The sequence below is a fragment of the Mesorhizobium sp. B2-3-12 genome, from assembly GCF_006442205.1.
Taxonomy (GTDB): Bacteria; Pseudomonadota; Alphaproteobacteria; order Rhizobiales; family Rhizobiaceae; genus Mesorhizobium.
In genome coordinates this window covers 462,236-482,506 of record NZ_VFVR01000001.1, presented here as the reverse complement: position 1 = coordinate 482,506, position 20,271 = coordinate 462,236, and the positions used below count along the sequence as shown (strand labels likewise).

Annotated in this window: 20 protein-coding genes and 1 tRNA gene; 9 read left to right on the top strand and 12 right to left on the bottom strand. The window is 62.6% G+C overall.

Annotated elements, in window-relative coordinates; all coding sequences use genetic code 11:
* Positions 1-39 precede the first annotated feature (39 nt).
* The 5 genes from secDF to FJ948_RS02380 all read left to right on the top strand — a co-directional run bounded on the left by secDF (position 40) and on the right by FJ948_RS02380 (position 5,320).
* A complete protein-coding gene (secDF, locus tag FJ948_RS02400; protein WP_140701601.1) occupies positions 40-2,589 on the top strand; it encodes a protein translocase subunit SecDF in 2,550 nt (849 codons plus the stop codon).
* A gap of 27 nt (positions 2,590-2,616) precedes the next feature.
* Entirely contained in the window at positions 2,617-3,009 is a 393-nt protein-coding gene (locus tag FJ948_RS02395) for an Mth938-like domain-containing protein (protein WP_140701600.1), read from the top strand.
* A gap of 1 nt (position 3,010) precedes the next feature.
* Complete coding sequence (locus FJ948_RS02390; protein ID WP_181173540.1) at positions 3,011-3,853, top strand: phytoene/squalene synthase family protein; 843 nt, start codon at positions 3,011-3,013, stop codon at positions 3,851-3,853.
* Positions 3,854-3,935: 82 nt separating this feature from the next.
* The gene (locus FJ948_RS02385) at positions 3,936-4,370 is read left to right on the top strand and encodes a hypothetical protein (RefSeq protein ID WP_140701599.1); all 435 of its coding nucleotides are present in this window, start codon (positions 3,936-3,938) and stop codon (positions 4,368-4,370) included.
* Entirely contained in the window at positions 4,370-5,320 is a 951-nt protein-coding gene (locus FJ948_RS02380; RefSeq protein WP_181173539.1) for a sterol desaturase family protein, read from the top strand. Before FJ948_RS02385 ends, FJ948_RS02380 begins: the two co-directional genes overlap by 1 nt.
* A 160-nt stretch (positions 5,321-5,480) precedes the next feature.
* Here the strand turns inward: FJ948_RS02380 and FJ948_RS30975 are convergent, their stop codons facing one another.
* The 4 genes from FJ948_RS30975 to FJ948_RS02355 form a co-directional block, all read right to left on the bottom strand.
* Complete coding sequence (locus tag FJ948_RS30975) at positions 5,481-5,654, bottom strand: type II toxin-antitoxin system RelE/ParE family toxin (protein WP_348642955.1); 174 nt, start codon at positions 5,652-5,654, stop codon at positions 5,481-5,483.
* 341 nt (positions 5,655-5,995) lie between these two features.
* Positions 5,996-7,408, bottom strand: a complete 1,413-nt coding sequence (gene trmFO, locus FJ948_RS02365; protein WP_140701597.1) for a methylenetetrahydrofolate--tRNA-(uracil(54)-C(5))-methyltransferase (FADH(2)-oxidizing) TrmFO — start codon at positions 7,406-7,408, stop codon at positions 5,996-5,998.
* A 562-nt stretch (positions 7,409-7,970) separates the two neighbouring features.
* Positions 7,971-8,111, bottom strand: coding sequence for a DUF1127 domain-containing protein (locus FJ948_RS02360; protein WP_065005581.1), 141 nt, complete (start codon positions 8,109-8,111; stop codon positions 7,971-7,973).
* 49 nt (positions 8,112-8,160) lie between these two features.
* Positions 8,161-8,301 carry a DUF1127 domain-containing protein gene (locus FJ948_RS02355; RefSeq protein WP_013531315.1) on the bottom strand — a complete coding sequence of 47 codons (141 nt, stop codon included), beginning with the start codon at positions 8,299-8,301 and terminating at the stop codon, positions 8,161-8,163.
* A gap of 232 nt (positions 8,302-8,533) precedes the next feature.
* Between FJ948_RS02355 and FJ948_RS02350 the strand changes: the two genes are divergently transcribed.
* Both FJ948_RS02350 and FJ948_RS02345 read left to right on the top strand, forming a co-directional pair.
* Positions 8,534-9,652, top strand: a complete 1,119-nt coding sequence (locus FJ948_RS02350; protein ID WP_140701596.1) for a DUF2157 domain-containing protein — start codon at positions 8,534-8,536, stop codon at positions 9,650-9,652.
* Positions 9,649-10,233, top strand: a complete 585-nt coding sequence (locus FJ948_RS02345) for a GDYXXLXY domain-containing protein (protein ID WP_140701595.1) — start codon at positions 9,649-9,651, stop codon at positions 10,231-10,233. Before FJ948_RS02350 ends, FJ948_RS02345 begins: the two co-directional genes overlap by 4 nt.
* A 96-nt stretch (positions 10,234-10,329) precedes the next feature.
* Here the strand turns inward: FJ948_RS02345 and FJ948_RS02340 are convergent.
* A tRNA-Leu gene (locus FJ948_RS02340) sits at positions 10,330-10,412 on the bottom strand.
* 359 nt (positions 10,413-10,771) lie between these two features.
* Between FJ948_RS02340 and tig the strand changes: the two genes are divergently transcribed.
* Together tig and FJ948_RS02330 are read left to right on the top strand one after the other, a co-directional pair.
* Complete coding sequence (gene tig, locus FJ948_RS02335; RefSeq protein WP_140701594.1) at positions 10,772-12,256, top strand: trigger factor; 1,485 nt, start codon at positions 10,772-10,774, stop codon at positions 12,254-12,256.
* A gap of 152 nt (positions 12,257-12,408) precedes the next feature.
* Positions 12,409-12,933: a hypothetical protein gene (locus tag FJ948_RS02330; RefSeq protein WP_181173538.1), complete on the top strand. Its 525-nt coding sequence runs from the start codon at positions 12,409-12,411 to the stop codon at positions 12,931-12,933.
* 47 nt (positions 12,934-12,980) lie between these two features.
* Here the strand turns inward: FJ948_RS02330 and FJ948_RS02325 are convergent, their stop codons facing one another.
* The 7 genes from FJ948_RS02325 to FJ948_RS02295 all read right to left on the bottom strand — a co-directional run bounded on the left by FJ948_RS02325 (position 12,981) and on the right by FJ948_RS02295 (position 20,101).
* A complete protein-coding gene (locus tag FJ948_RS02325; protein WP_140701593.1) occupies positions 12,981-14,297 on the bottom strand; it encodes an ArgE/DapE family deacylase in 1,317 nt (438 codons plus the stop codon).
* Positions 14,297-15,256, bottom strand: a complete 960-nt coding sequence (locus FJ948_RS02320) for an ABC transporter permease (protein ID WP_140701592.1) — start codon at positions 15,254-15,256, stop codon at positions 14,297-14,299. Before FJ948_RS02320 ends, FJ948_RS02325 begins: the two co-directional genes overlap by 1 nt.
* Positions 15,253-16,200, bottom strand: a complete 948-nt coding sequence (locus FJ948_RS02315) for an ABC transporter permease (protein ID WP_224535096.1) — start codon at positions 16,198-16,200, stop codon at positions 15,253-15,255. Before FJ948_RS02315 ends, FJ948_RS02320 begins: the two co-directional genes overlap by 4 nt.
* 47 nt (positions 16,201-16,247) lie before the next feature.
* The gene (locus FJ948_RS02310) at positions 16,248-17,234 is read right to left on the bottom strand and encodes an autoinducer 2 ABC transporter substrate-binding protein (RefSeq protein ID WP_140701590.1); all 987 of its coding nucleotides are present in this window, start codon (positions 17,232-17,234) and stop codon (positions 16,248-16,250) included.
* 34 nt (positions 17,235-17,268) lie between these two features.
* Positions 17,269-18,039, bottom strand: coding sequence for an ATP-binding cassette domain-containing protein (locus FJ948_RS02305; RefSeq protein WP_140701589.1), 771 nt, complete (start codon positions 18,037-18,039; stop codon positions 17,269-17,271).
* Between the two features lie 36 nt (positions 18,040-18,075).
* Positions 18,076-18,852 carry a glutamine amidotransferase gene (locus FJ948_RS02300; protein WP_140701588.1) on the bottom strand — a complete coding sequence of 259 codons (777 nt, stop codon included), beginning with the start codon at positions 18,850-18,852 and terminating at the stop codon, positions 18,076-18,078.
* A gap of 61 nt (positions 18,853-18,913) precedes the next feature.
* Positions 18,914-20,101 carry a PfkB family carbohydrate kinase gene (locus FJ948_RS02295; RefSeq protein WP_140701587.1) on the bottom strand — a complete coding sequence of 396 codons (1,188 nt, stop codon included), beginning with the start codon at positions 20,099-20,101 and terminating at the stop codon, positions 18,914-18,916.
* Positions 20,102-20,271: the final 170 nt, after the last annotated feature.

Sequence of the window (20,271 nt, the reverse complement as noted above, 5' to 3'; positions counted from 1 at the left end):
CGGAACGCTGCCGCTTTACGCCTGAACGGATAAGAATCGATGCTGTATTTCTCGCGCTTCAAGATGATCCTGATCTGGCTGGCCGTGGCCGCCACAGTGGTCCTCGCCGCGCCCAATCTGATCCCCGCAAGCACCTTGGCCCAGCTGCCCAGCTGGGTGCCGAAGCGGCAGATGACGCTTGGCCTCGACCTGCAGGGCGGTTCGCACATCCTGCTCGAGATGAACCAGAACGATCTGATCAAGGATCGGCTGGAGACGACGCGCGACGAGATCCGCACGCTGCTGCGCGATGCCAAGATCGGCTACACCGGCCTCGGCGGCACGGGGCGGACCTTGCAGGTCCGCATCACCGATCCGGCCCAGGTCGATGCCGCCAAGACGGCATTGAAGACCTTGACCGATCCTGTCGCGGCCGGCCTGTTCACCGGCGGCTCCATCCAGGAAATGGCGCTGGATGATTCCGAACCGGGCCTGCTCAAGTTCACCGTCACCGATGCCGGCATCAAATATCGCACATCGACCGCGCTGGCGCAGTCGATCGAAGTGGTCGAGCGCCGCGTCAACGAACTCGGCACGACCGAGCCGATCGTCCAGCGGCAAGGCGACGACCGCATCCTCGTCCAGGTCCCTGGCCTGCAGGACCCGCAGCGGCTGAAGGAAATCCTCGGCCAGACCGCGAAGCTGACCTTCCAGATGGTCGACCAGTCGATGCCGGTGCAGGACGCGCTCAAGGGGCGCCCGCCGGCCGGTTCTTCGGTGCTTTATTCGCAGGACGATCCGCCGGTTCCCTACCTGATCGAGAACCGCGTCATCGTATCGGGCGAAAACCTTGTCGACGCGCAGGCGACATACAATTCGCAGAACAACGAGCCGGTGGTTTCGTTCCGTTTCGATTCGAAGGGTGCGGCCCGCTTCGGCCAGGCGACATCGCAAAATGTCGGCAAGCTGTTCGCCATTATCCTCGACAACCAGGTGATCTCGGCGCCGCAGATCCGCGAGCCGATCCTCGGCGGCACCGGCCAGATCTCAGGCAATTTCACCGCCCAGAGCGCCAATGATCTCGCCGTGCTGCTGCGTGCCGGCGCGCTGCCGGCGACGTTGACGGTCATCGAGGAACGCACCGTCGGTCCGGGCCTTGGCCAGGATTCGATCCATGCCGGTAAGGTCGCCGGCATCATCGGTTCGATCCTCGTCGTCGCCTTCATGTTCGTGGCCTACGGCTTCCTCGGCTTCCTCGCCAACATCGCGCTGGCGGTGCACGTGGCGATGATCGTCGGGCTGCTGTCGCTGCTTGGCGCGACACTGACCTTGCCTGGTATCGCCGGTATCGTGCTGACCATCGGCATGGCGGTCGATTCAAACGTTCTGATTTACGAGCGCATCCGCGAGGAGCGACGCGCCGGTCGCTCGGTGATCCAGGCGATCGACACCGGTTTCTCGAAGGCGCTGGCGACCATCGTCGATTCCAACGTCACCTCGTTGATCGCGACCGTCGTGCTGTTCTATCTGGGTACCGGCCCAGTGAAGGGCTTTGCCATCACCTATGCCATCGGCATCCTGACCACGGTCTTTACCGCTTTCACCTTCACCCGTCTGCTGGTCTCGATCTGGCTGCGGCGTGCACGTCCGAAGGAGTTGCCGCGCGCGCCGGTGACCTTCGTTCCGCCCGGCACGAAAATTCCGTTCATGGGTATCCGGCGGTGGACGTTCGCGCTGTCGAGCACACTTTCTATACTGTCCGTCGTCTTGTTCATGAGCGTCGGCATCAATTACGGCATCGACTTCAAGGGCGGCTCGCTGATCGAGGTGCAGTCCAAGAGCGGCGATGCCAATATCGGCGATATCCGCAGCCGATTGACGGAACTGAATATCGGCGAAGTGCAGGTGCAGCAGTTCGGCGCCCCGAACGACGTCTTGATCCGCGTCGGCACGCAAGACGCTGGTGAGAATGCCGAGCAGACGGTTATCGACAAGGTGCGCGGCGAGTTGCAGGATCAGTATGATTTCCGCCGCGTCGAGGTGGTGGGGCCGACTGTTTCCGGCGAACTGGCCAAGCAAGGCACGATCGCCATGATCGTCGCGCTGATTGGCATCCTGGTCTATGTCTGGTTCCGCTTCGAATGGCAGTTCGCGGTCGGCGCCATCATCGCGACGGTGCACGACGTCGTCATGACTCTCGGCTTCTTCGTCATAACAGGGCTTGAATTCAACCAGTCGTCGCTGGCGGCGATCCTGACCATCATCGGCTATTCGCTGAACGACACGATCGTGGTCTATGACCGCGTTCGCGAGGATTTGCGAAAATACAAGCGAATGCCGCTGCCGCAGCTGTTGAACAACGCCATCAACGAAACACTGTCGAGAACGACGCTGACGTCCGTGACGACCAGCTTGGCACTGCTGGCGCTGGTGCTGTTCGGCGGCGAAGTGATCCGTTCCTTCACACTGGCGATGTTGTTCGGTGTGGTGTTCGGCACATATTCGTCGATCTTCATCGCGGCGCCTTTGCTGATCCTGTTCAAGCTGCGGCCGCAGGCCTCGGCCGATGAGGAAAAGCCGGTCAGTGGCGGCAAGGCGGTCGCGACCTGACGCGCGGCCTCGAGGGGTGACAGAGTGATGGCCGGCAAAGGCATCGTCATCCGCGAGGCGCATTTCCCTGGCCGTGCGCCGATCGAGGCCTATGGCAATGGCGGGTTCCGCTTTGCCGACATGTCGCATCGGGGCTCGCTGCTCTGCCTGCCCACGGGCATCCATGGCTGGGAGCCGGCGGATCCCCTGGCGTTGACGATCGCGGATTTCGGAAAACTTCTGGCCGAGGCGGACAAGGTCGAGATCCTGCTGGTCGGCATGGGCAGGGATCTCAGGCCGTTGCCGCCGGCGCTGCGAGCGGCGCTGAAGGAGGTAGGCATAGCGTCCGACCCGATGTCGACCGGCGCCGCGGTGCGGACCTACAATGTCCTTCTGGCGGAAGACCGCGCCGTGGCCGCCGCTCTCATCGCCGTCGATTGACATGCCAGGGAACACAGAGATCGTCATGGACGCGGTACGCGCCACCGATCATGACCGGTATCTGACGGCGCTCTACGCGCCCGCCGACAAGCGCGACGCGCTGTTTTCGCTCTACGCCTTCAATGCCGAGATCGCGGGCATTCGCGACCGCATCCACGAGCCGTTGCCCGGCGAGGTGCGGCTGCAATGGTGGCGCGATGTGATCGCCGCCGGCGGCGAGGCGGGCGCGGGCCATCCCGTTGCCGAAGCCCTGAACGCCGCCATCGCAGCGTTCAACCTGCCCAAGCCGGCCTTCGAGAACATGCTCGAGGCACGCATCTTCGACCTCTACGACGATCCGATGCCGTCGCGCACCGATCTCGAAGGCTATTGCGGGGAGACGGCGGCCGCACTCATCCAGCTTGCGGCGATGATGCTCGATCCGGTCGAGGCTCCACGTTTCGCCGAGCTTGCGGGCAGGGCGGGCTGCGCCCAGGCGATTACAGGGCTTTTGCTGCTGTTGCCGCTGCACCGCAGGCGTGGGCAGTGTTTCGTGCCGGCCGACATACTGGCGGCGGCGGGATCGTCGCCGGAAGAATTTGTGGCTGGCGATGGCGGGTCTGGTGCGCAGCGCGCCGTGGCGGCGATGATCGCGCTGGCGCGCGAACACCTCCGGGCCTTCGAGCAAGGTGCCGCCGCGCTGCCGCCCTCGCTGCGCCCGGCGTTTCTGCCGCTGGCGCTGTCGCGGGCCTATCTGGCGAAGATCGAAAAAGGTGACCCGCTCCGTGTCACCCCTCGGCTCTCGGCTTTGCGCCGGCACTGGTTGACGCTGCGTCGCGCGACGAAAGGCTGGCCGGCACTTTGACGTAAACGTCAATCATGCTAAGCATCGCCGCGCGGAACCGTTGCTTGAGACAACGGGCCGGGTCGGAGGAGATGCCTGTCCCATGAGCTTGCCCGTGCTTGTCGCGATCGTCGTGCTTGGCATCGCGCTGTCCGTCGCCGCGGTGCATTTCACCGGCGGCAGCCGCAAGGCAAGGCTCGCCGACGCGCCGCAAGCACGCGAACGTTTTGCGCAGGATTATCCGGATGAAGAGGCAACAGCCGTCCGGCTCACGTCCGACGGTCAGGCCGCTTTCCTGGAGTTGGGGAGAGGGCGTCTCGGCATCGTTCAGGTCATAGGCGATTGTTTCCTGACCCGAGTCGTCACACCTGGTGATGTCGCGGCGCTGACCTCGGACGCCGCCAACGCCATCACTTTGCGGCTTGCCGATTTCACCTGGAAAGGTGGCAGCTTCACCTTCGCCGACGCCGGCGACGCAAAAGCGGTGCTGGCCGGGCTTCAGCCGCAAACACTGAGTGGCGCCAGGGAGGCCGCGTGATGGACAGCTATGATTTTCCGCAAGTTACCCAGCTGGCCATTCCGTTTTTCGTCGCGGCGATCCTGATCGAGCTCTGGCTGGTGCGCAGCGGCCGCGCCAAAGGTTCGTTCGAGACGCGCGACACCTTGACCAGCCTGATGATGGGAACCGGCAATGTCGTTGCCGGGCTGCTGCTTGGCGTCGTCTCCTATTGGGCGCTGCTGTGGCTGTGGCAGTTCCGCGTCTTCAATCTCGGCCTGTCTGTCTGGGTTTTTCTGACCGCCTTCCTGCTCGATGATCTGCGCTACTACGTCTATCACCGCATCGCGCATCGGGTGCGCTGGGTGTGGGCGGAGCACGTCAACCACCATTCCAGCCAGCACTACAATCTGTCGACGGCGCTCAGGCAGAGCTGGACCGGCCTTTTCACCTTCATGTTCGTGCTGCAGGCGCCGCTGGTGCTGCTCGGCTTTCACCCGGCGGTGATCGCCTTCACCTTCGGCTTCAACCTGGTCTGGCAATTCTGGATCCACACCGAGACGATCGGCAAGATGTGGGGCTGGTTCGAGCTCATCTTCAACACGCCGTCACACCACCGCGTCCACCACGCCACCAATCCGCGCTATCTCGACGCCAATTATGCCGGCACGCTGATCATCTGGGACCGCATGTTCGGCACCTTCGTCGAGGAGCTGGAAGAAGATCGGCCGCGCTATGGAATCGTCAGGAACCTGGGGACCTTCAACCCGCTGAAAGTGGCGTTCCACGAATGGATCGGCATGTTCCGGGATGCGTTTGCGCCCGGGCTGACTCTGGGCGAACGGCTCAACTATCTGATCAAGCCGCCGGGCTGGAGCCATGATGGCTCGCGCGATACGTCGGAGAGCTTGAAGGCGGCGTATGTGCGGAGAAATCCGGGAGAATCGGGTAAGCCGGGGTTGCCGTTTGCCGGCACGGAGCCGGCGGAATAGCAGTTCCTCAGGATGGCTCGCTTGATCCGCCATCGCGCATCATCGTTTCAAAGTCGCGGCCGCCGTAGAAGATGTTGACGATGCGCACGAGATCATTGTCGACGACGTAAGCGATAATGGCGGAGTTTTCGAACGGGTTCGCAGGCCCGGCACGATGTCTTCACGGGACCGGCCACCGCGGCGCATTGCCGATGCTCTGGCAGCGGAGTTCGATGCGGTCGACGAATTTAATGGCGACTTGCTGGCTTCCGCTCTGATTGAAGATGTAGCTGGCTATCGAACCCAGATCCGCGATCGCTTCTTCACTAAGAATGACGGCGAGACGCTGGATCATCGCTCTCCCGCCAACCCCGAGATTCGTTTTCTTACTCTCTCGATCGCTTCATCCAATGGACCGCCCGGTCTCGTGTCTTCGATCGAAGCTTTCACGCGGGCTCGGATGGCGGCCATACGCTCGGCATGTTCTTCTTCTTCGCGCTGGAAGGCGCGAAGAGCGGCTCGGATGACCTCGCTTGCCGAGCCGAAGAACCATCCTCGACCTTTTCGCGGATCATACGCGCCATGGCGGGCGTGACGGTGATGGATAGTTCTCGGCGGATTCCATGACCGGGGCTCCAAACGTTAAGTAGGATACTATCCTACTTTGGCTTCAAACCCAACCAAAGAGGCTGACCGCTACTCCGCTGCCTGAGCCGTCTCCGCCGGCAAACCCAGCCACTGTCGACAGTCATTCCGCGCGCGCGACGTGATCGCATGCCGTTTGGCTACGGTCTTGTCCTTGCCGCGCAGGCGCTTGCCTTCGACTTTCTGTGCTTCCACTGGCGGGAACAGACCGAAATTGACGTTCATCGGCTGGAAGGATCGCTTGCCCGGCTCGTCGTCGGAAACGATATGGCCGCCGGTGATGTGGTTGAGCAGCGCGCCGAAGGCGGTGGTGAGCGGCGGCAGGGACGGTGCATGGCCGAGCCGCTCGGCTGCGGCGAAGCGGCCGGCGAGCAGGCCGATGGCCGCACTTTCGACATAGCCCTCGCAGCCGGTGATCTGGCCGGCAAAACGCAGGCCGGGCCGCGACTTCAGCTGCAGCGAGGCGTCGAGTAGGGTCGGCGAGTTAATGTAAGTGTTGCGGTGCAAGCCCCCCAGCCGTGCGAAATCGGCGTTTTCCAGGCCCGGAATGGTGCGGAACACGCGTACCTGCTCGGCGTGCTTCAGCTTGGTCTGGAAGCCGACCATGTTGTAGAGCGTGCCCAGCGCGTTGTCCTGCCGCAACTGCACCACGGCATAGGCCTTCACCGTCGGGTTGTGGGCGTTGGTCAGGCCCATCGGCTTCATCGGCCCGTAGCGCAGCGTCTCGACGCCGCGTTCGGCCATGATCTCGATCGGCAGGCAGCCGTCGAAATAGGGCGTGCCTTCCCACTGCTTGAATTCGGTCTTCTGGCCCTCGATCAGCGCCTGCACGAAGGCGAGGTACTGCTCCTTGTCCATCGGACAGTTGATGTAGTCCTTGCCGGTGCCGCCAGGCCCGACCTTGTCGTAGCGCGACTGGAACCAGCAGGTATCCATGTCGATCGTGTCGAAATGGATGATCGGCGCGATGGCGTCGAAGAAGGCCAGCGCATCGGCGCCGGTCGCTTCGGCGATCGACTGGGCCAACCCGGGCGCGGTCAAGGGTCCGGTGGCGATGATCGTCTGATCCCAGTCCGCCGGCGGCAGGCCGGGAACCTCCTCGCGCTCAATGGTGATCAGCGGGTGCGCTTCGAGCTTTTTGGTCACCGCGTCGGAAAAACCGTCGCGGTCGACGGCAAGCGCGCCGCCGGCCGGCACCTGGTTGGCGTCGCCGGCGCTCATGATCAACGAACCGGCCAGCCGCATCTCGGCATGCAGCAGGCCAACGGCGTTGTTCTCGGCGTCGTCCGAGCGGAAGGAGTTGGAACAGACCAGCTCGGCCAAGCCATCGGTCTTGTGGGCGTCGGTGCCGCGAACCGGGCGCATTTCATGCAAGATGACGGGAACGCCGGCCTCGGCCGCCTGCCATGCGGCTTCGGAACCGGCGAGACCACCGCCGACGATATGGATTGGATTTTTGCTCATGGCCGCCGGAATAATCGCTTGGCGTCGCGATTGCAATTGTCGCGCGGCGGTAACGCGAACCCTGGTCGGGAGAGCCTGTCCCTGAAAACAACAACACCCGCCGGGGGAGGAGGTCCGGCGGGTGTCGTTTTTGGGGCCGATCCTCGGGAGGAGGTGAAGATCGACCGTATTCGTCATCGCCGGGGAGGAGGTCGGCTCAGACGAAATTCCTTTCGCCATTAAAGAGGGCGAAACCTCTGGGGCAAAATACCTTGCCGGGGGAAACAACGCCCGCCGCGGGAGGAGGTGCGGCGGGCGCCGTTTGTGTGGCCAACCCTCGGGAGGAGGTGAAGGTTGGGCCTATTCGTCATCGCCGGGGAGGAGGTCGGCTTTGACGAAATTCTTTTCGCCTGACTAAGAGGGGCGAAACCTCTGGGGCAAAATTGCTTTTGCCGGGGGAAACAGCGCCCGCCGCGGGAGGAGGTGCGGCGGGCGCCGTTTTGGTGGTCAACCCTTGGGAGGAGGTAAGGGCTGACCGTATTCGTCGGGGTCGGGGAGGAGGTCGACCCGGACGAAATTCAGTTTAGATCGCCTTACGGGCAATGATCTTGATTTCGTCGCGGACGATACCGAGATCATGCAGCTGGCGGTTCGAAAGGCGACCCAGCTCGGTAACCGTCTCGCGATAAACGCGCCAGTTACGATAGTTGCGGATCAGGTTCATTGTCGTTCTCTTTTTCAAAACTGGTTCGGACCATTCGCGGTCCGAAGAATTAGACCGCCTTGCGAGCAACGTAAGGAATGTCGCTGCGGCTGATGCCGAGGTCGGTCAGTTCACGGTTGCTCAGGCGGCTCAGCTCGGACACGGTGTCCCGGTAGCGGCGCCAGTTGCGGTAGTTGCGGATCAGGTTCATGGTAGTCTCGTTTCGTCTTTCTTGCGGATCATTCCGTTTGTGTACGAACCATAAATAGGGGGACCCATATCGATTTAAAAGCGCTATGGCTGCATGGCAGCAATGCAAATTGTGCAATGCAACATTAACGCGGCTTCACGGACCTGACATAAAGAAGCCAGAATCAGAAAGTGCCGTGACGTCAACGGTTTGGCTGTGTCGGCTAAAAGACGACCAGGGTGGGGGAGAAGACATGGCGGGCTACTCAGCGCGGGTCAGGGGCGACATCGGGCGATGGCAACAGGCCGGGCTGATCGATGCCTCGACGGCTGACCTGCTGAGGCGCGACGTCGAGGTCAACGCACGCCAGTCGCTCAGCTTCGGTTCGATCCTCGCAATGATGGCGGCGCTGCTCTTTGGAGCGGCCATCCTGATCTTCGTCGCCGCCAATTGGGAAGCGATCCCGCGGCTGGCGCGGGTGGCAGCACTCTTTGCGGTCATTCTGGGCGGCTATGTCGGCGGCGCGGTGCTGAAGACACGCGACCATGCGGCGATCGGCGAAGCGTTGTGGATCGTGGCGGCGGCGGCGTTCGGCGGGTCGATCGCGCTGATCGGCCAGATGTATCATTTGTCCGGCGACGAGGCTTCGGCGCTGGTCACTTGGGGCGCCGGCACGGCGCTGGCGGCGGTGGCGCTGCGCTCCAACCCGCTGACCGTGGCGGCGGTCGGCATCGCCGACGCCTGGCTGTTCCTGAAAGGCTTCGACTATTACAGCCGCAGCGACTTTCCGCATGTCTTTGTCGTCATGGCGATCGTGCTGTTTGTCCTATCGTTCTGGACCCGAAGCCAGCCGGCACGGCACCTGATCATCCTGTCGCTGCTCTTCTATCTCGTGCTTTTGGCCACGGATCAGGCGACGCTGCCGGTGGCGATCCCGCTGGTCGTTGCCTCTGTCGTGCTTTTCGCGGCTGGCGTCCTTGTACCGGAACGGGTCGACAGGATCGTGCGGCTTGGTGGCCGCTTGCCGTTGCACGCATTGCTCGGCTTCCTCACCGGCCTGGCCGTCATCCAGTTCGAACTGGCCGACGAACACACCTACAACAGCGGTTTCACCCTTGCCTCGGTCGTAGCCCTGGCGGGCATCGTTGCGGCAATCGTGTTCGCGGGGCGCGAGAGCCGGGGGCTGCGCTGGCTCGCCTATCTCGGCTTCGCCTTCGAACTCGCCACGATCTATGTGGTGACCCTGCAATCCATGCTCGACACAGCCGGTTTCTTCCTCGCCGCCGCGGTGCTGCTCGGCATTCTGGCAATCGTTATCATTCGCGTCGAAAAACGCATGAAGGATCCAGCTACCGGGGGAGCCACGGCATGATGACCGGGAAGAGGCTTGTTATCTCGGCGCTGGTGCTGGCGGTCGTCCAGATCGGCTTCCTGAGCTGGATCATCGCCGGCCGGGCGGCGATCCTGCGCAACGGCAAGGAAGTGCTGCTGAAGATCGAACCGGTCGATCCGCGCGACCTGTTGCGCGGCGACTATATTGTCCTCGGCTACGACATTTCGCGCATACCGGTAAAAATGATCGCCAACATCCCCGCCGACAAATTCTCCAGCGACGATGGCTCGATCGTGGTTCGGCTGAAGAAGGGCGTCGATGGCTACTGGACGCCGACCACCGCCTGGTTCGGCAAGGCGGCGACGCCGGCCGCTGCCGATGAGGCCGACATTTCGGGCCATGTCGCCGCCGGTTGGGATCTGCGCGGCGAAGGCATGACGATCGCGCCGGACTATGGGATCGAACGTTTCTACCTGCCCGAGGGCCAGGGGCTGGCGATCCAGAATGACATGCGGGTGCGTCCGTTCGGAATCAAGCTGGCGTTGGCCAGCGACGGCACGGCGCAGATCAAAGCGCTGGTCGACGGCGACAAGACGCTGTTCGAGGAACCGCTTTATTAGATTGAGGCGCCGGTCCTCCTTCGCCAAGGCTTCGGAGGACACCTTTCGGCTGCGAGCCTCAGGTGGCCTGCCATTCGAAGCTCGAAGAGCGAAGGGTGGTGCGGGTAGAGGGACTCGAACCCCCACGATCTCTCGCCAGAACCTAAATCTGGTGCGTCTACCAGTTCCGCCATACCCGCATGATCCGGCAATCCCATGTAGCCATCATTCTGTCAATGTCGGAGACAAGATGTCGGGCAAGGGCCGAAATGTGGTTATTCGCCTAAGCGCGAAGACTGTTGAAAATTAGGCTCGCCTGTGACAAAAGGCGTGTCAAATGTGACGGAACGCGACGATCCGCTTCTACAAGATGTGATAAGAAGTAGGAAAAACAAGAACTTATTCACATTTTGGAACGCAGTTTGGGAGAGTTTGAGCCGTATTTCCGGTCAAATCGCCAGGTTCCGTACCAAAAGCCATTCCCGGCAAGAATTACCGGCAGGCTGTGAACGGCAGGGAGCCGTTTGGCAGCCTCATTGGTGAAAACAAAGGTTTTACGATGCAGGTCACCGAAACACTCAATTCCGGTCTCAAGCGCGAGATCAAGATCACCGTGCCGGCCGGTGACATGGAAGCCAAGCTGATGGCCCGGCTGTCTGACGCGCGCACCAAGGTCCGCATCAACGGCTTCCGTCCGGGCAAGGTGCCGGTGCAGCACCTCCGCAAGGTCTATGGCAAGTCGTTCATGGCCGAGGTCGTCAACGAGATCCTCAACGACTCGACCCGCTCCATCATCACCGGGCGCGGCGAGAAGGCCGCCATGCAGCCCGAGGTCATCATGACCGAGGACGAGAAGGAAGCCGAGAAGATCCTGGCCGGCGGCGTCGATTTCGAATTTCGCCTCAACTACGAGGTCATTCCGGCCATCGAGATCAAGGATTTCTCCGACATCAAGGTGACGCGCCAGGTGTTCGACGTTCCGGATTCGGAAATCGACGACCAGGTCAAGCGCGTCGCCGAATCGGCGCGCAGCTACGAGCCGAAGACCGGCAAAGCCGCTGAAGGCGACCGCGTCTCGATCGACTATCTCGGCAAGATCGACGGCGAGGCTTTCGCTGGCGGCGCCGGCACCGACCAGCCGCTGGTGCTGGGCTCCAAGGAGTTCATTCCGGGCTTCGAGGATCAGCTCGTCGGCACCAAGGCCGGTGACGAGAAGCAGGTTACCGTGACTTTCCCGGAAAACTACCAGGCCGCGCATCTGGCCGGCAAGGAAGCGACTTTCGACGTCACCGTCAAGGAAGTGTCGAAGCCTGGCGAACTGGAAATCAACGACGAGACCGCCAAGAACCTTGGCCTGGAATCGCTGGACAAGCTGCGTGAGATCGTGCGCGGCCAGATCGAGAACCAATTCGGCTCGATGACCCGACAGAAGGTCAAGCGGCAGCTGCTCGACCAGCTCGACGCGGCCTATTCGTTCGAAGCGCCGTCGAAGCTCGTCGAGGCGGAATTCAACAACATCTGGGCGCAGGTCAACCGCGACCTGGAAGCCGCCGGCCGCACCTTCGCCGACGAAGAGACGACCGAGGAAGAGGCGCGCGCCGAATACATGCGCCTCGCCGAGCGCCGCGTGCGCCTCGGCCTGGTGCTGGCCGAGATCGGCGAGAAGGCCGGTGTCACGGTATCGGACGAGGAACTGCAGCGCGGCCTGTTCGAGCAGGTTCGCCGCTTCCCGGCCAATCAGCAGCAGGAAGCCTTCGAATTTTACCGCGGCAACCCCGAGGCGCTGAACGCGCTCAGGGCGCCGATGTTCGAGGAGAAGGTGGTCGATCACCTGCTCGGTCAGATTTCGGTCACCGACGTCAAGGTCAGCAAAGAAGAGCTGATGGCCGACGACGAGGAGGCCGAGACCGCGACCAAGGCGAAGCCGGCGAAGAAGGCGGCCGCCAAGAAGGCCGAAGCCAAGGCGAGCGAAGCCGCCGACGACGCGGAAGAGCCGAAGAAGAAGGCCGCGCCGAAGAAAAAAGCGGCCAAGGACGCCGAATAAGTCCGCATATTCCAATGAATTCCGAAAGGCCGCCTCCGGGCGGCCTTTTTCGTTGCGAAACTGCAACATCGGATTGGCTTGTGATGGGTGCCAGTGGCGATACGAAGCCTTGATCATTATCTGGTTGATTGAAAGACCAGAGGTAATTGGCGATGTCGTTGCGGGTGTTCGTGGAACTGAGGCGCGCTGCCGCCACAGGGTTTTTCCTGGCCTTGGCCTGCGGCGCTGCCGGGGCCGGCACGGACAATTGGCGTTTCGACACCGGCAATGACGGCCTCGTCACCGCGTCGGTCTATGCCACCAACAAGCTGATCACCGGCGGTGGCGCGCTGAGCTACAGCCCGGTGCTGACCATTGCCTGCCGGGCGGACGGCGAGCCCGCATGGACCGAATGGCTGCAATTGAACGACGCGGTCTCGGCCAGCCGGAGAATCACCATGTCGGTCGCCATCGACGGTTCCGGCAAATTCGACGAGAGCTGGTCCGTCGGCACACGCGGCAGGGTGCTGATGCGCGACGGTGCCGATGGCATCAAGCGCCTCGTTCCGGCAAACCGCCTGTTGCTGTCATGGCGCTTCGGGCTGTTGTCCGGGCGCGGTCAGGCCGATTTCGACCTCGCCGGTTTCGGCGAGGCGGTCAGCCAGATTGCCGGCAGCTGCAAAACCGATCCGCCCTGATTTTTGGAAAAGCCGCAGCCTGTCGGGCCATCGCCACTGGGGTGGCTCTAACGGCACCATTTCTCGACGGCGAGCGCGATCGCCTTCGTGCAGTCGACGAGATCGCGTACCGAAACACGTTCATTCGGCTGATGTGCCTGCGCCGGATCGCCCGGGCCGAAGTTGACGGTCGGCGTGTTGCCGAGACCGGTCGGCAAGCCGATATCGCTGTGCGCGCCAAAGCCGCTGAGGACCGGCGACAAATTGGCCTGCTCGACCGCCTGCCGGAAGACGCCGACGAATGGATTGTCCGACGGGATTTCGGCGCAGTCGGCGTCGAGGATCCATTCGACGCGGGCAGGGTGCTTTCGCAGATAAGGGTCCGCCTGACAGACATTGGCGATATGCTCTTCGATCTCGCGTTTGACGTTGCCGCCCAGCTTGAATTCGTCATGCTCGCTTGGCAGGTACTGCGCGTCGATGATGATCTCGCCGCGGCCCGCCATCGAGGAGGGGTGTTCGCCGGCATTGATCTGGGTGACGATGATCTGGTTGGGCAGGTCCATCAGCGGATGGTTCTTCCTGGGGTCGAACATCCAGCGCCGGTTGAGGATGTCGATGCCGTCGAGGATTTGCCGGCAAAGCTGCACGGCATCGACCGGACCGCTCGAATACCAGGCGTTCGGCGTCAGTTCGGCATGGCCGCCTATGCCGTCGATGATGATCTTGCCCCAAAGGATCCCGTGACAGAGGGGAGCGATCTTGTTCGCCGTCGGTTCGGTCATGATACCGGCATCGGCGCGAAAGCCGCGATCGACCATGGCAAGCGAACCCATGCCGCCGATTTCCTCGTCGACGACGGTGGTGAAAACGACGTCGCCGGACAGGGGAACTTCGAGTTCCCTGAGGATCTCGACCGCCATCAGCATGCAGGCGACGCCGCCTTTCATGTCGACGGTGCCGCGGCCATGCAGGAATCCATCCTTGAGAACGGGCTGGAAGGGGTCGGTTGCCCAGTGTCCGGCGGCGCCTGGCGGGACGACGTCGATATGGCCGGTCAGCATGATGGAACGACCGCCGCCAGTGCCCTTCAAGACGCCGCCGAGATTGGGCCTGCCGTCGAACGTCCTGCCTTTGTTGGCGCCGGCGCGCCCCTTGTATTTTTCGTAGAGCGCGGGGCCGTCCGGATCCCAGAGATCGGTCGTAAAGCCCAGCGCCTCGATGCGCTTCTGCAGATAGAGCTGGCAATCGCGCTCGCCGGGACCTGCTTCCTTCGGGTTGGATTTCACGATCGAAGGGAAGGCGACGAGATCGCTCAGCGTTTCGACGATGCGATCGGCCGCTGCCTCGACGCGCGCGGCGATGGTCTCTTCCATGGAAGGCATTATGATCTCCAACGTTGGGAAAGCCGGTCGGCAAGCAGGACGAACACCAGAAGGGCGCCGACGATCCCCACCTGCCAGACCGTGTTGATGTTCAATTGCAAGAGGCCGGTCTTCAGCGTGACCAGCAGCAGAACAGCCGCGAACACACCACCGACGCCGCCGCGCCCCCCGGTGATGACGATGCCGCCGAGCATTGCGGCGGTCAGCGATTCGAGTTCGAGGTTCTGGCCGATATTGGGCCTGCCGCTGCCCAGCCAAGCGATCGAGACGAGGCCTGCGGCACCGGCAAGGGCACCGCTCAGCACATAGAGAATGAAGCGAACGCGCTCGACCGGGATGCCGACCAGTTTGGCCGAGCGTTCATTGAAACCCATGGCATAGATCCAGCGGCCCCAGGCGGTCGCCATCAGCACCAGGCCGGCAAGCGCGAAGCACGGGATGGCGAGTGTGAGGAAGGGAACGGGAATGCCCAGGAAAACCCCACGGCCCCACAGAAGCAGCCATGCGGGCACCCCCGCCTGCGCCGCGCCGCCGGTGACGGCAAGCGCGACGCCTGAATAGACGAAGAAGGTGCCGAGCGTGGCGATGAAGGGAAGAAGGGCGAGACCGTTGACCAGCCACCCGTTCATCGCACCGAGCAGTGCGCCGGCCAGGATGCAGATGACCGGCAACAGAACAGGCGGCAATCCAAGCTTCAGACAAAGCATGGCGATGATTGCCGAGAGCGAGACCGCACCGCCGACAGACAGATCTATGCCCGTTCCGCCGGCCAGGATGACCAGCCCTTGTCCGAGGCCGACCAGAGCGAGGATCGTCGAGAACTGCAGGATGGTGGTGACGGTGCCGAGATTGAAAACCGATGGTTTTAGCGCCAGCAGGCCCAGGATCACGATGAGCCAAAGTCCGCACAGCAAGGCGAGGGTCAGGGCAGGACCCTGCAGGTTCCGAAGCGTTTTCATGCGCGGGCTCGCTGGAACCGGGCCAGAGGGAGGCGGTTGGAGACGGCTTCGAAGCCGAGCACGCCAAGGATGAGAACGCCAGTGACGACGGGCTGCCAGAGCGAGGGAATACCGATCAGAAGCAGTCCGTTTTGCAGAATTCTGAGCAACAACACCCCAAGCACCGTGCCGATCAGGCTGCATCGCCCGCCCAATATGCTGGTGCCGCCGAGAATGACCGCCGCTATTGCATCGAGTGCCAGCGTGCTGCCGATCGTCATTTCGACATTGCGGTATGTGGCGACGTAAAAAGTGGCGGCGATGCCGGTGAGGACACCGCTGATGACGAAGGTCGCGAAGCGTATCTTGACCACCGGGATTCCCGACAGCCGCGCCTTCTCTTCCGAATTGCCGATTGCCAGCAGGTGCAATCCATAGGGCGTGCGCCGCAACGCCAGCCATACGGCGAGATAGGCAACGGCTATGGCGAAGGCCGCGACGGGGATCCCCAACACAGTGGTTGAGAGAAGATCGGTGAGGCTCGAAGGCAGGCCGGAGAGCCATTGCCCGCCAAGCAGGACGAAGACGGCGGTGCGGTAGACGCCCAGCAGGCCAAGCGTTCCGACGATCGCCGGAACGCGGCCGAGAACGACCACCGCGGCCGTCACGCAGCCCAGCACCGCGCCGGCCATGGGACCCGCGACGATCGCCAGGAACGGGCTGCCATCGGCGCCGAGTATGCGCCCGATGGCAATGGCGGCGAGGCCCATGACGATACCGATCGAGACATCGATACCGCCCATGGCCAGAAGCAAGGTCATGCCAAGGCCGATCAACAGCAGTTCGACGCTGTTGCGCAGCACAGTCACCGCATTGCCCGAGGTGGCATAATGCGGCGATGCGACGGAGAAGATGGTGATCGCCAGCAGGCAGGCGACAAGCAGGGACCATTCCCGCCCGTTCATGGAGAAGATACCGTTTCCAGACCGTCGCACCGTATTCATGTCAGGGCTCAGAAGTTGAACTTGTCGACATTGTCCTTGGTGAAGACGGCTGGCGGGCCGAGCAGGAGAATGCCCTTCGCGGCATCATAGGTGGCGGGCTTTTCCAGGCCGGAGATCTTGTTCTCGGCCTCGAGGCTCTTGCCATCGATCAGCTGCTTGCCGGCCCAGACCGTGAGGTAGCCGAGCTGTTCGGGATCCCACAGCACGGTGAAGCTGAAGGCGCCGCTCTTCAGGTAGGATCGCGCGGTGTTGGGGCTGCAATAGCCGGCGCCGATGACCGAGCCGATCTTGCCCGCGGTTTCGATCGCCTGGGCGACGCCCGGGCAAGTCGAGGAGGCAACGGCGATGATGGCCTTGATGTCGGGATTGGCGGCCATGAGGTCGCCCGAGATCTGCGCGGCGCGCTCGGCAGTGCCGCCGGCAAATTGCGGAGCAAGCAGCTTCAGCTTCGGATATTTGGCGGTTGCCTCCTTCTGCATGAAGCCGATCCAGGCGTTCAAATTGGATGCCGTGGCTTCGCCCGAGACGATGCCTATCGTCGCGTCCTCGCCGACGCGCTTGACGAGTTCGTCGATGATCGTCGTGCCGAGGCCTTCGTCGGTAGCCTGGGCCACATAGACCGCGCGGCCGCTGTCGGGCGCGTCGCTGTCGCTGGTGAACAGTTTTATGCCCTTGGCCTTGGCGCTCTCGACCACGGGAGCGATGCTGGAGGCATCGAGCACGCTGACCGAGATCGCTTCGACGCCCTGGTCGATCAGGTTCTGCACGATCTGCAACTGATCGACCGGATTGGTGTCGACAGGGCCGGAATAGATGAAGTCGACACCGAGATCCTTGGCGGCGCGATTGCCGCCGGCTTCCATGGCGTTGAAATAGGGAATGCCGATCAGCTGCGGGACGAAGGCGACCTTGTGCTTGTCGGCCGCATGCGCCGCCGTGGCAACGGCGAGCGACAATGCCGAGGCGGCGAGCACTTTCCTTAGATGTGAAAGCATTGTGGTTTTGATCCTCTCTGGAATGACGTGCGTTTCAGTTTGTTTTTTCGAGCGCCCGCACGTCGGGATGGGCGCCTGTTATGAGCGATACGACTTCCTCGTGATTGGTCTCGGCGGCCAGCCGTTCGGCCACCTTGCGGCCGCGTCGGAAGACGACGATGCGGTCGGCGACTTCGAACACTTCCGAAATGTTGTGGCTGATGAGGACGACGGCGCAGCCGCGCGCGGCAAGCCGCCGCGTCAGCGCCAGCACCTTGCGGGTCTCGGCGACGGCAAGGGCTGCCGTGGGTTCGTCCATGATGACCAGTTTGGCGTTCAGATTGAGCGCACGGCAGATGGCGACGGCTTGGCGCTGGCCGCCCGACAGGCTGCCGACCGGCGCTTCGGGGTCGGAAATATGGGCGTCGAGTTCCTGCAGCAGCCCATCGACGCGCTGGCGCATTTCTCTCCGCTTCAGAAAGGGGATGCCCAAAATGGAGCGTTTCAATTCACGGCCGAGAAAGACGTTCTCGGCGATCGACAGGTTCTCGGAAAGCGCCAATTCCTGGAAAATCGTCGCGATTCCCGATGCGGCCGCATCCTTGGGCGAGGAGAAGGCCACCGGACTGCCTTCGATGATGATCTCGCCCTCGCTCGGCGGATGGGCGCCCGCCAGGATCTTGATGAAGGTCGATTTGCCCGCGCCATTGTCGCCGAGCAGCGCCAGCACTTCGCCGGAGCGGACTTCCAGGTCGACATTGGCGAGCGCGGTCAGCGCGCCGAAGCGCTTGGCGATGTTCCTGGCGACAAGAAACGGGGCTGTCATGGCGGTTTCCCAGCGGTTGCTGATCGGATTGAGTGGCTAGATGGTCTTGCTCACCCAGCGCAGCACATTGGTCCAAAGCCTGGCATAGCCAGGCCATTCGACGAAACTGTTCGGCAGCCAGTGCGGCCCGATATCCGACGTCCAGACCAGCGTGCGCCCCTCGCCATGGCGCCCGGTAACCAGAAGCGGATGACCGCCCTGGTCCCGCGGCAACCGCGCCAGCACCTCGACATCATCCCGGTCGCGGGTAACGACCTCGTTGGCGCCGAGAAGAATGGGCCATTCGCCGTCGATGCCGGCAAACAGCGGATGATCCCTGGGGCCGGTGATCTCGGGCCGGAAGCCCTCCGGGATTTCGAGCCGGTCGTCATTGGGAAGGCAGGTTACCGGCAGCGCATCCTCGACGGCCGTGCGATGCCAGCGGGCTTTGCCGTCAATGCCCTGGAAGCTGAAATAGCCGCCGATCATGACCAGCCCACCGCCGGCTTGCGTCCAGTCTCGAAGAAGCTTGAGCCGGTTGGGAACGGTCTTGCCGTGCAGCCAGACGTCAGGATGCAGCAGCAGCGAATTCGCGCCGATATCGGACAGGATGATCGCCCTGTATTGCGACAGGCCTTCCATGGTGAAAGGCAGCTTTTCGACGGCTTCGTGGGCCGGCATGTATTCGAGATCGAATTCGCTGTCCTTCAGGGCGTTGACCAAAGGTGTCGCGCCGAGATGGAAGGTGACGCTGCCGAACTGGTCGAAACCCTTGTAGTGGGTGGCCGAACTCATCCAGCTCTCGCCGACCAGAAGGACTTTCGCTTTCGCCATGATCATGTTTCTCCCGATATTGCCTGGTGTGGGGATGCTTTCATCCCGGTAAGGTATTGACTTAGCTTGCCATCACGTCATTCGCCAACGCGGCGGCTTTCAATGTCGTGAAGTCGGCGATGTACCCTTGAGCGCCCTCGACGGTGGTCGTCAGGCTGGCGCCGATCGCCGCGTAGCGGGCCGCTGTTTCCAGCGATGCGCCATGCAGCCACAGACTGAGGAAGATGCCGGCGAAGCTGTCGCCGGCACCGGTCGCGTCGACCCGGTTGACGGGCAGCGCCGGGACCTCGATACGCGGTCCGCCCGTCGACGGAAAGACGACCGCGCCGAACTCGCCAAGGGTGAGCACGACCGTTCCCCGCGGCTTGACGCGCGACAGGATCAGCCGCACCTCTTCGATCATGGTCGCCACACCGGTGCGAAAGCCGAAAATCTCGCGCATCATGACGTCGTTGATGAAGGTCAGGTCGATCTGCCTGATCATCCGCGCAAAGACTTCGGGCGTCCGCGCGCTCCTGGGCAGGCCGGCGGAATGCAGGCTCACTTTCCATCCGGCTTGATGAAAGCGCTCGATGGAGGCGGTCATCGTGTCATAATGAAAGCCTTCGATGTGCAGGCAGGCCGGGCGTAGCTCGGGTTTGATCTCCAGATTGGCGGTCAGGTCGACTTCGCCCAGTTCGAACGGTTCGCTGATGATGGTGCGGCTGCCGTTGCGTTCGATGATGACGATCGCCTGCGAAAGCCGGTTGTTGGGCGTGCTGCGGATCGGCAAGGCGTGGACGCCCAGTTTCGAAAGCGCGCCAAGCGCCCAGTCGCTCTCCGCGTCCTGGCCGACCGCCGTCGCCAGTTCCACGTCGAGCGCATAAGGCGCCCCGACGCCCGCGGCGGCAACCGCAAGGTTGGCCGCGGGGCCGCCCAGCGCTTTTTCGATATGGCTTGCCGTGATCCGGTCGTCGCGATGCGGCAGCACATCGACGCGGCACAGGAAGTCGACGCTCACCCGGCCCGCCACCAGAAGCCTCGGCAAATGGTCGAGATTCTTCAGCCGCTGCGGCGGGCGGCCGGGCAGGGAGCGTGCAAAGGAACTCGGCCGGTACATCAAGGCGGCGATCGCCTTCTCGATGCGGTCCCGCGTGCCGTCCTTCAGCCCGGCTGTGCCATTGATGAAGTTCGAAACCGTGCCGATGGAGACACCGGCCGTTCGTGCGACATCCGCTATGGTCGGGCGCTTGCGTTGCAACTGCGTCATCCAATTGAAGCGTTTCAAACCGTAACAGCGGAAATGCCTGCCCTCAACGAAATCATCTTTCAAAAAACTGGATGCGCCGCTTCCTCTGTGGAAGATTGATCCGCAAAACAAGCGATATCGGGATCGTCCTTTCCAAGATTGAACGATTTTCAAATTCCGGCCAAGACGTC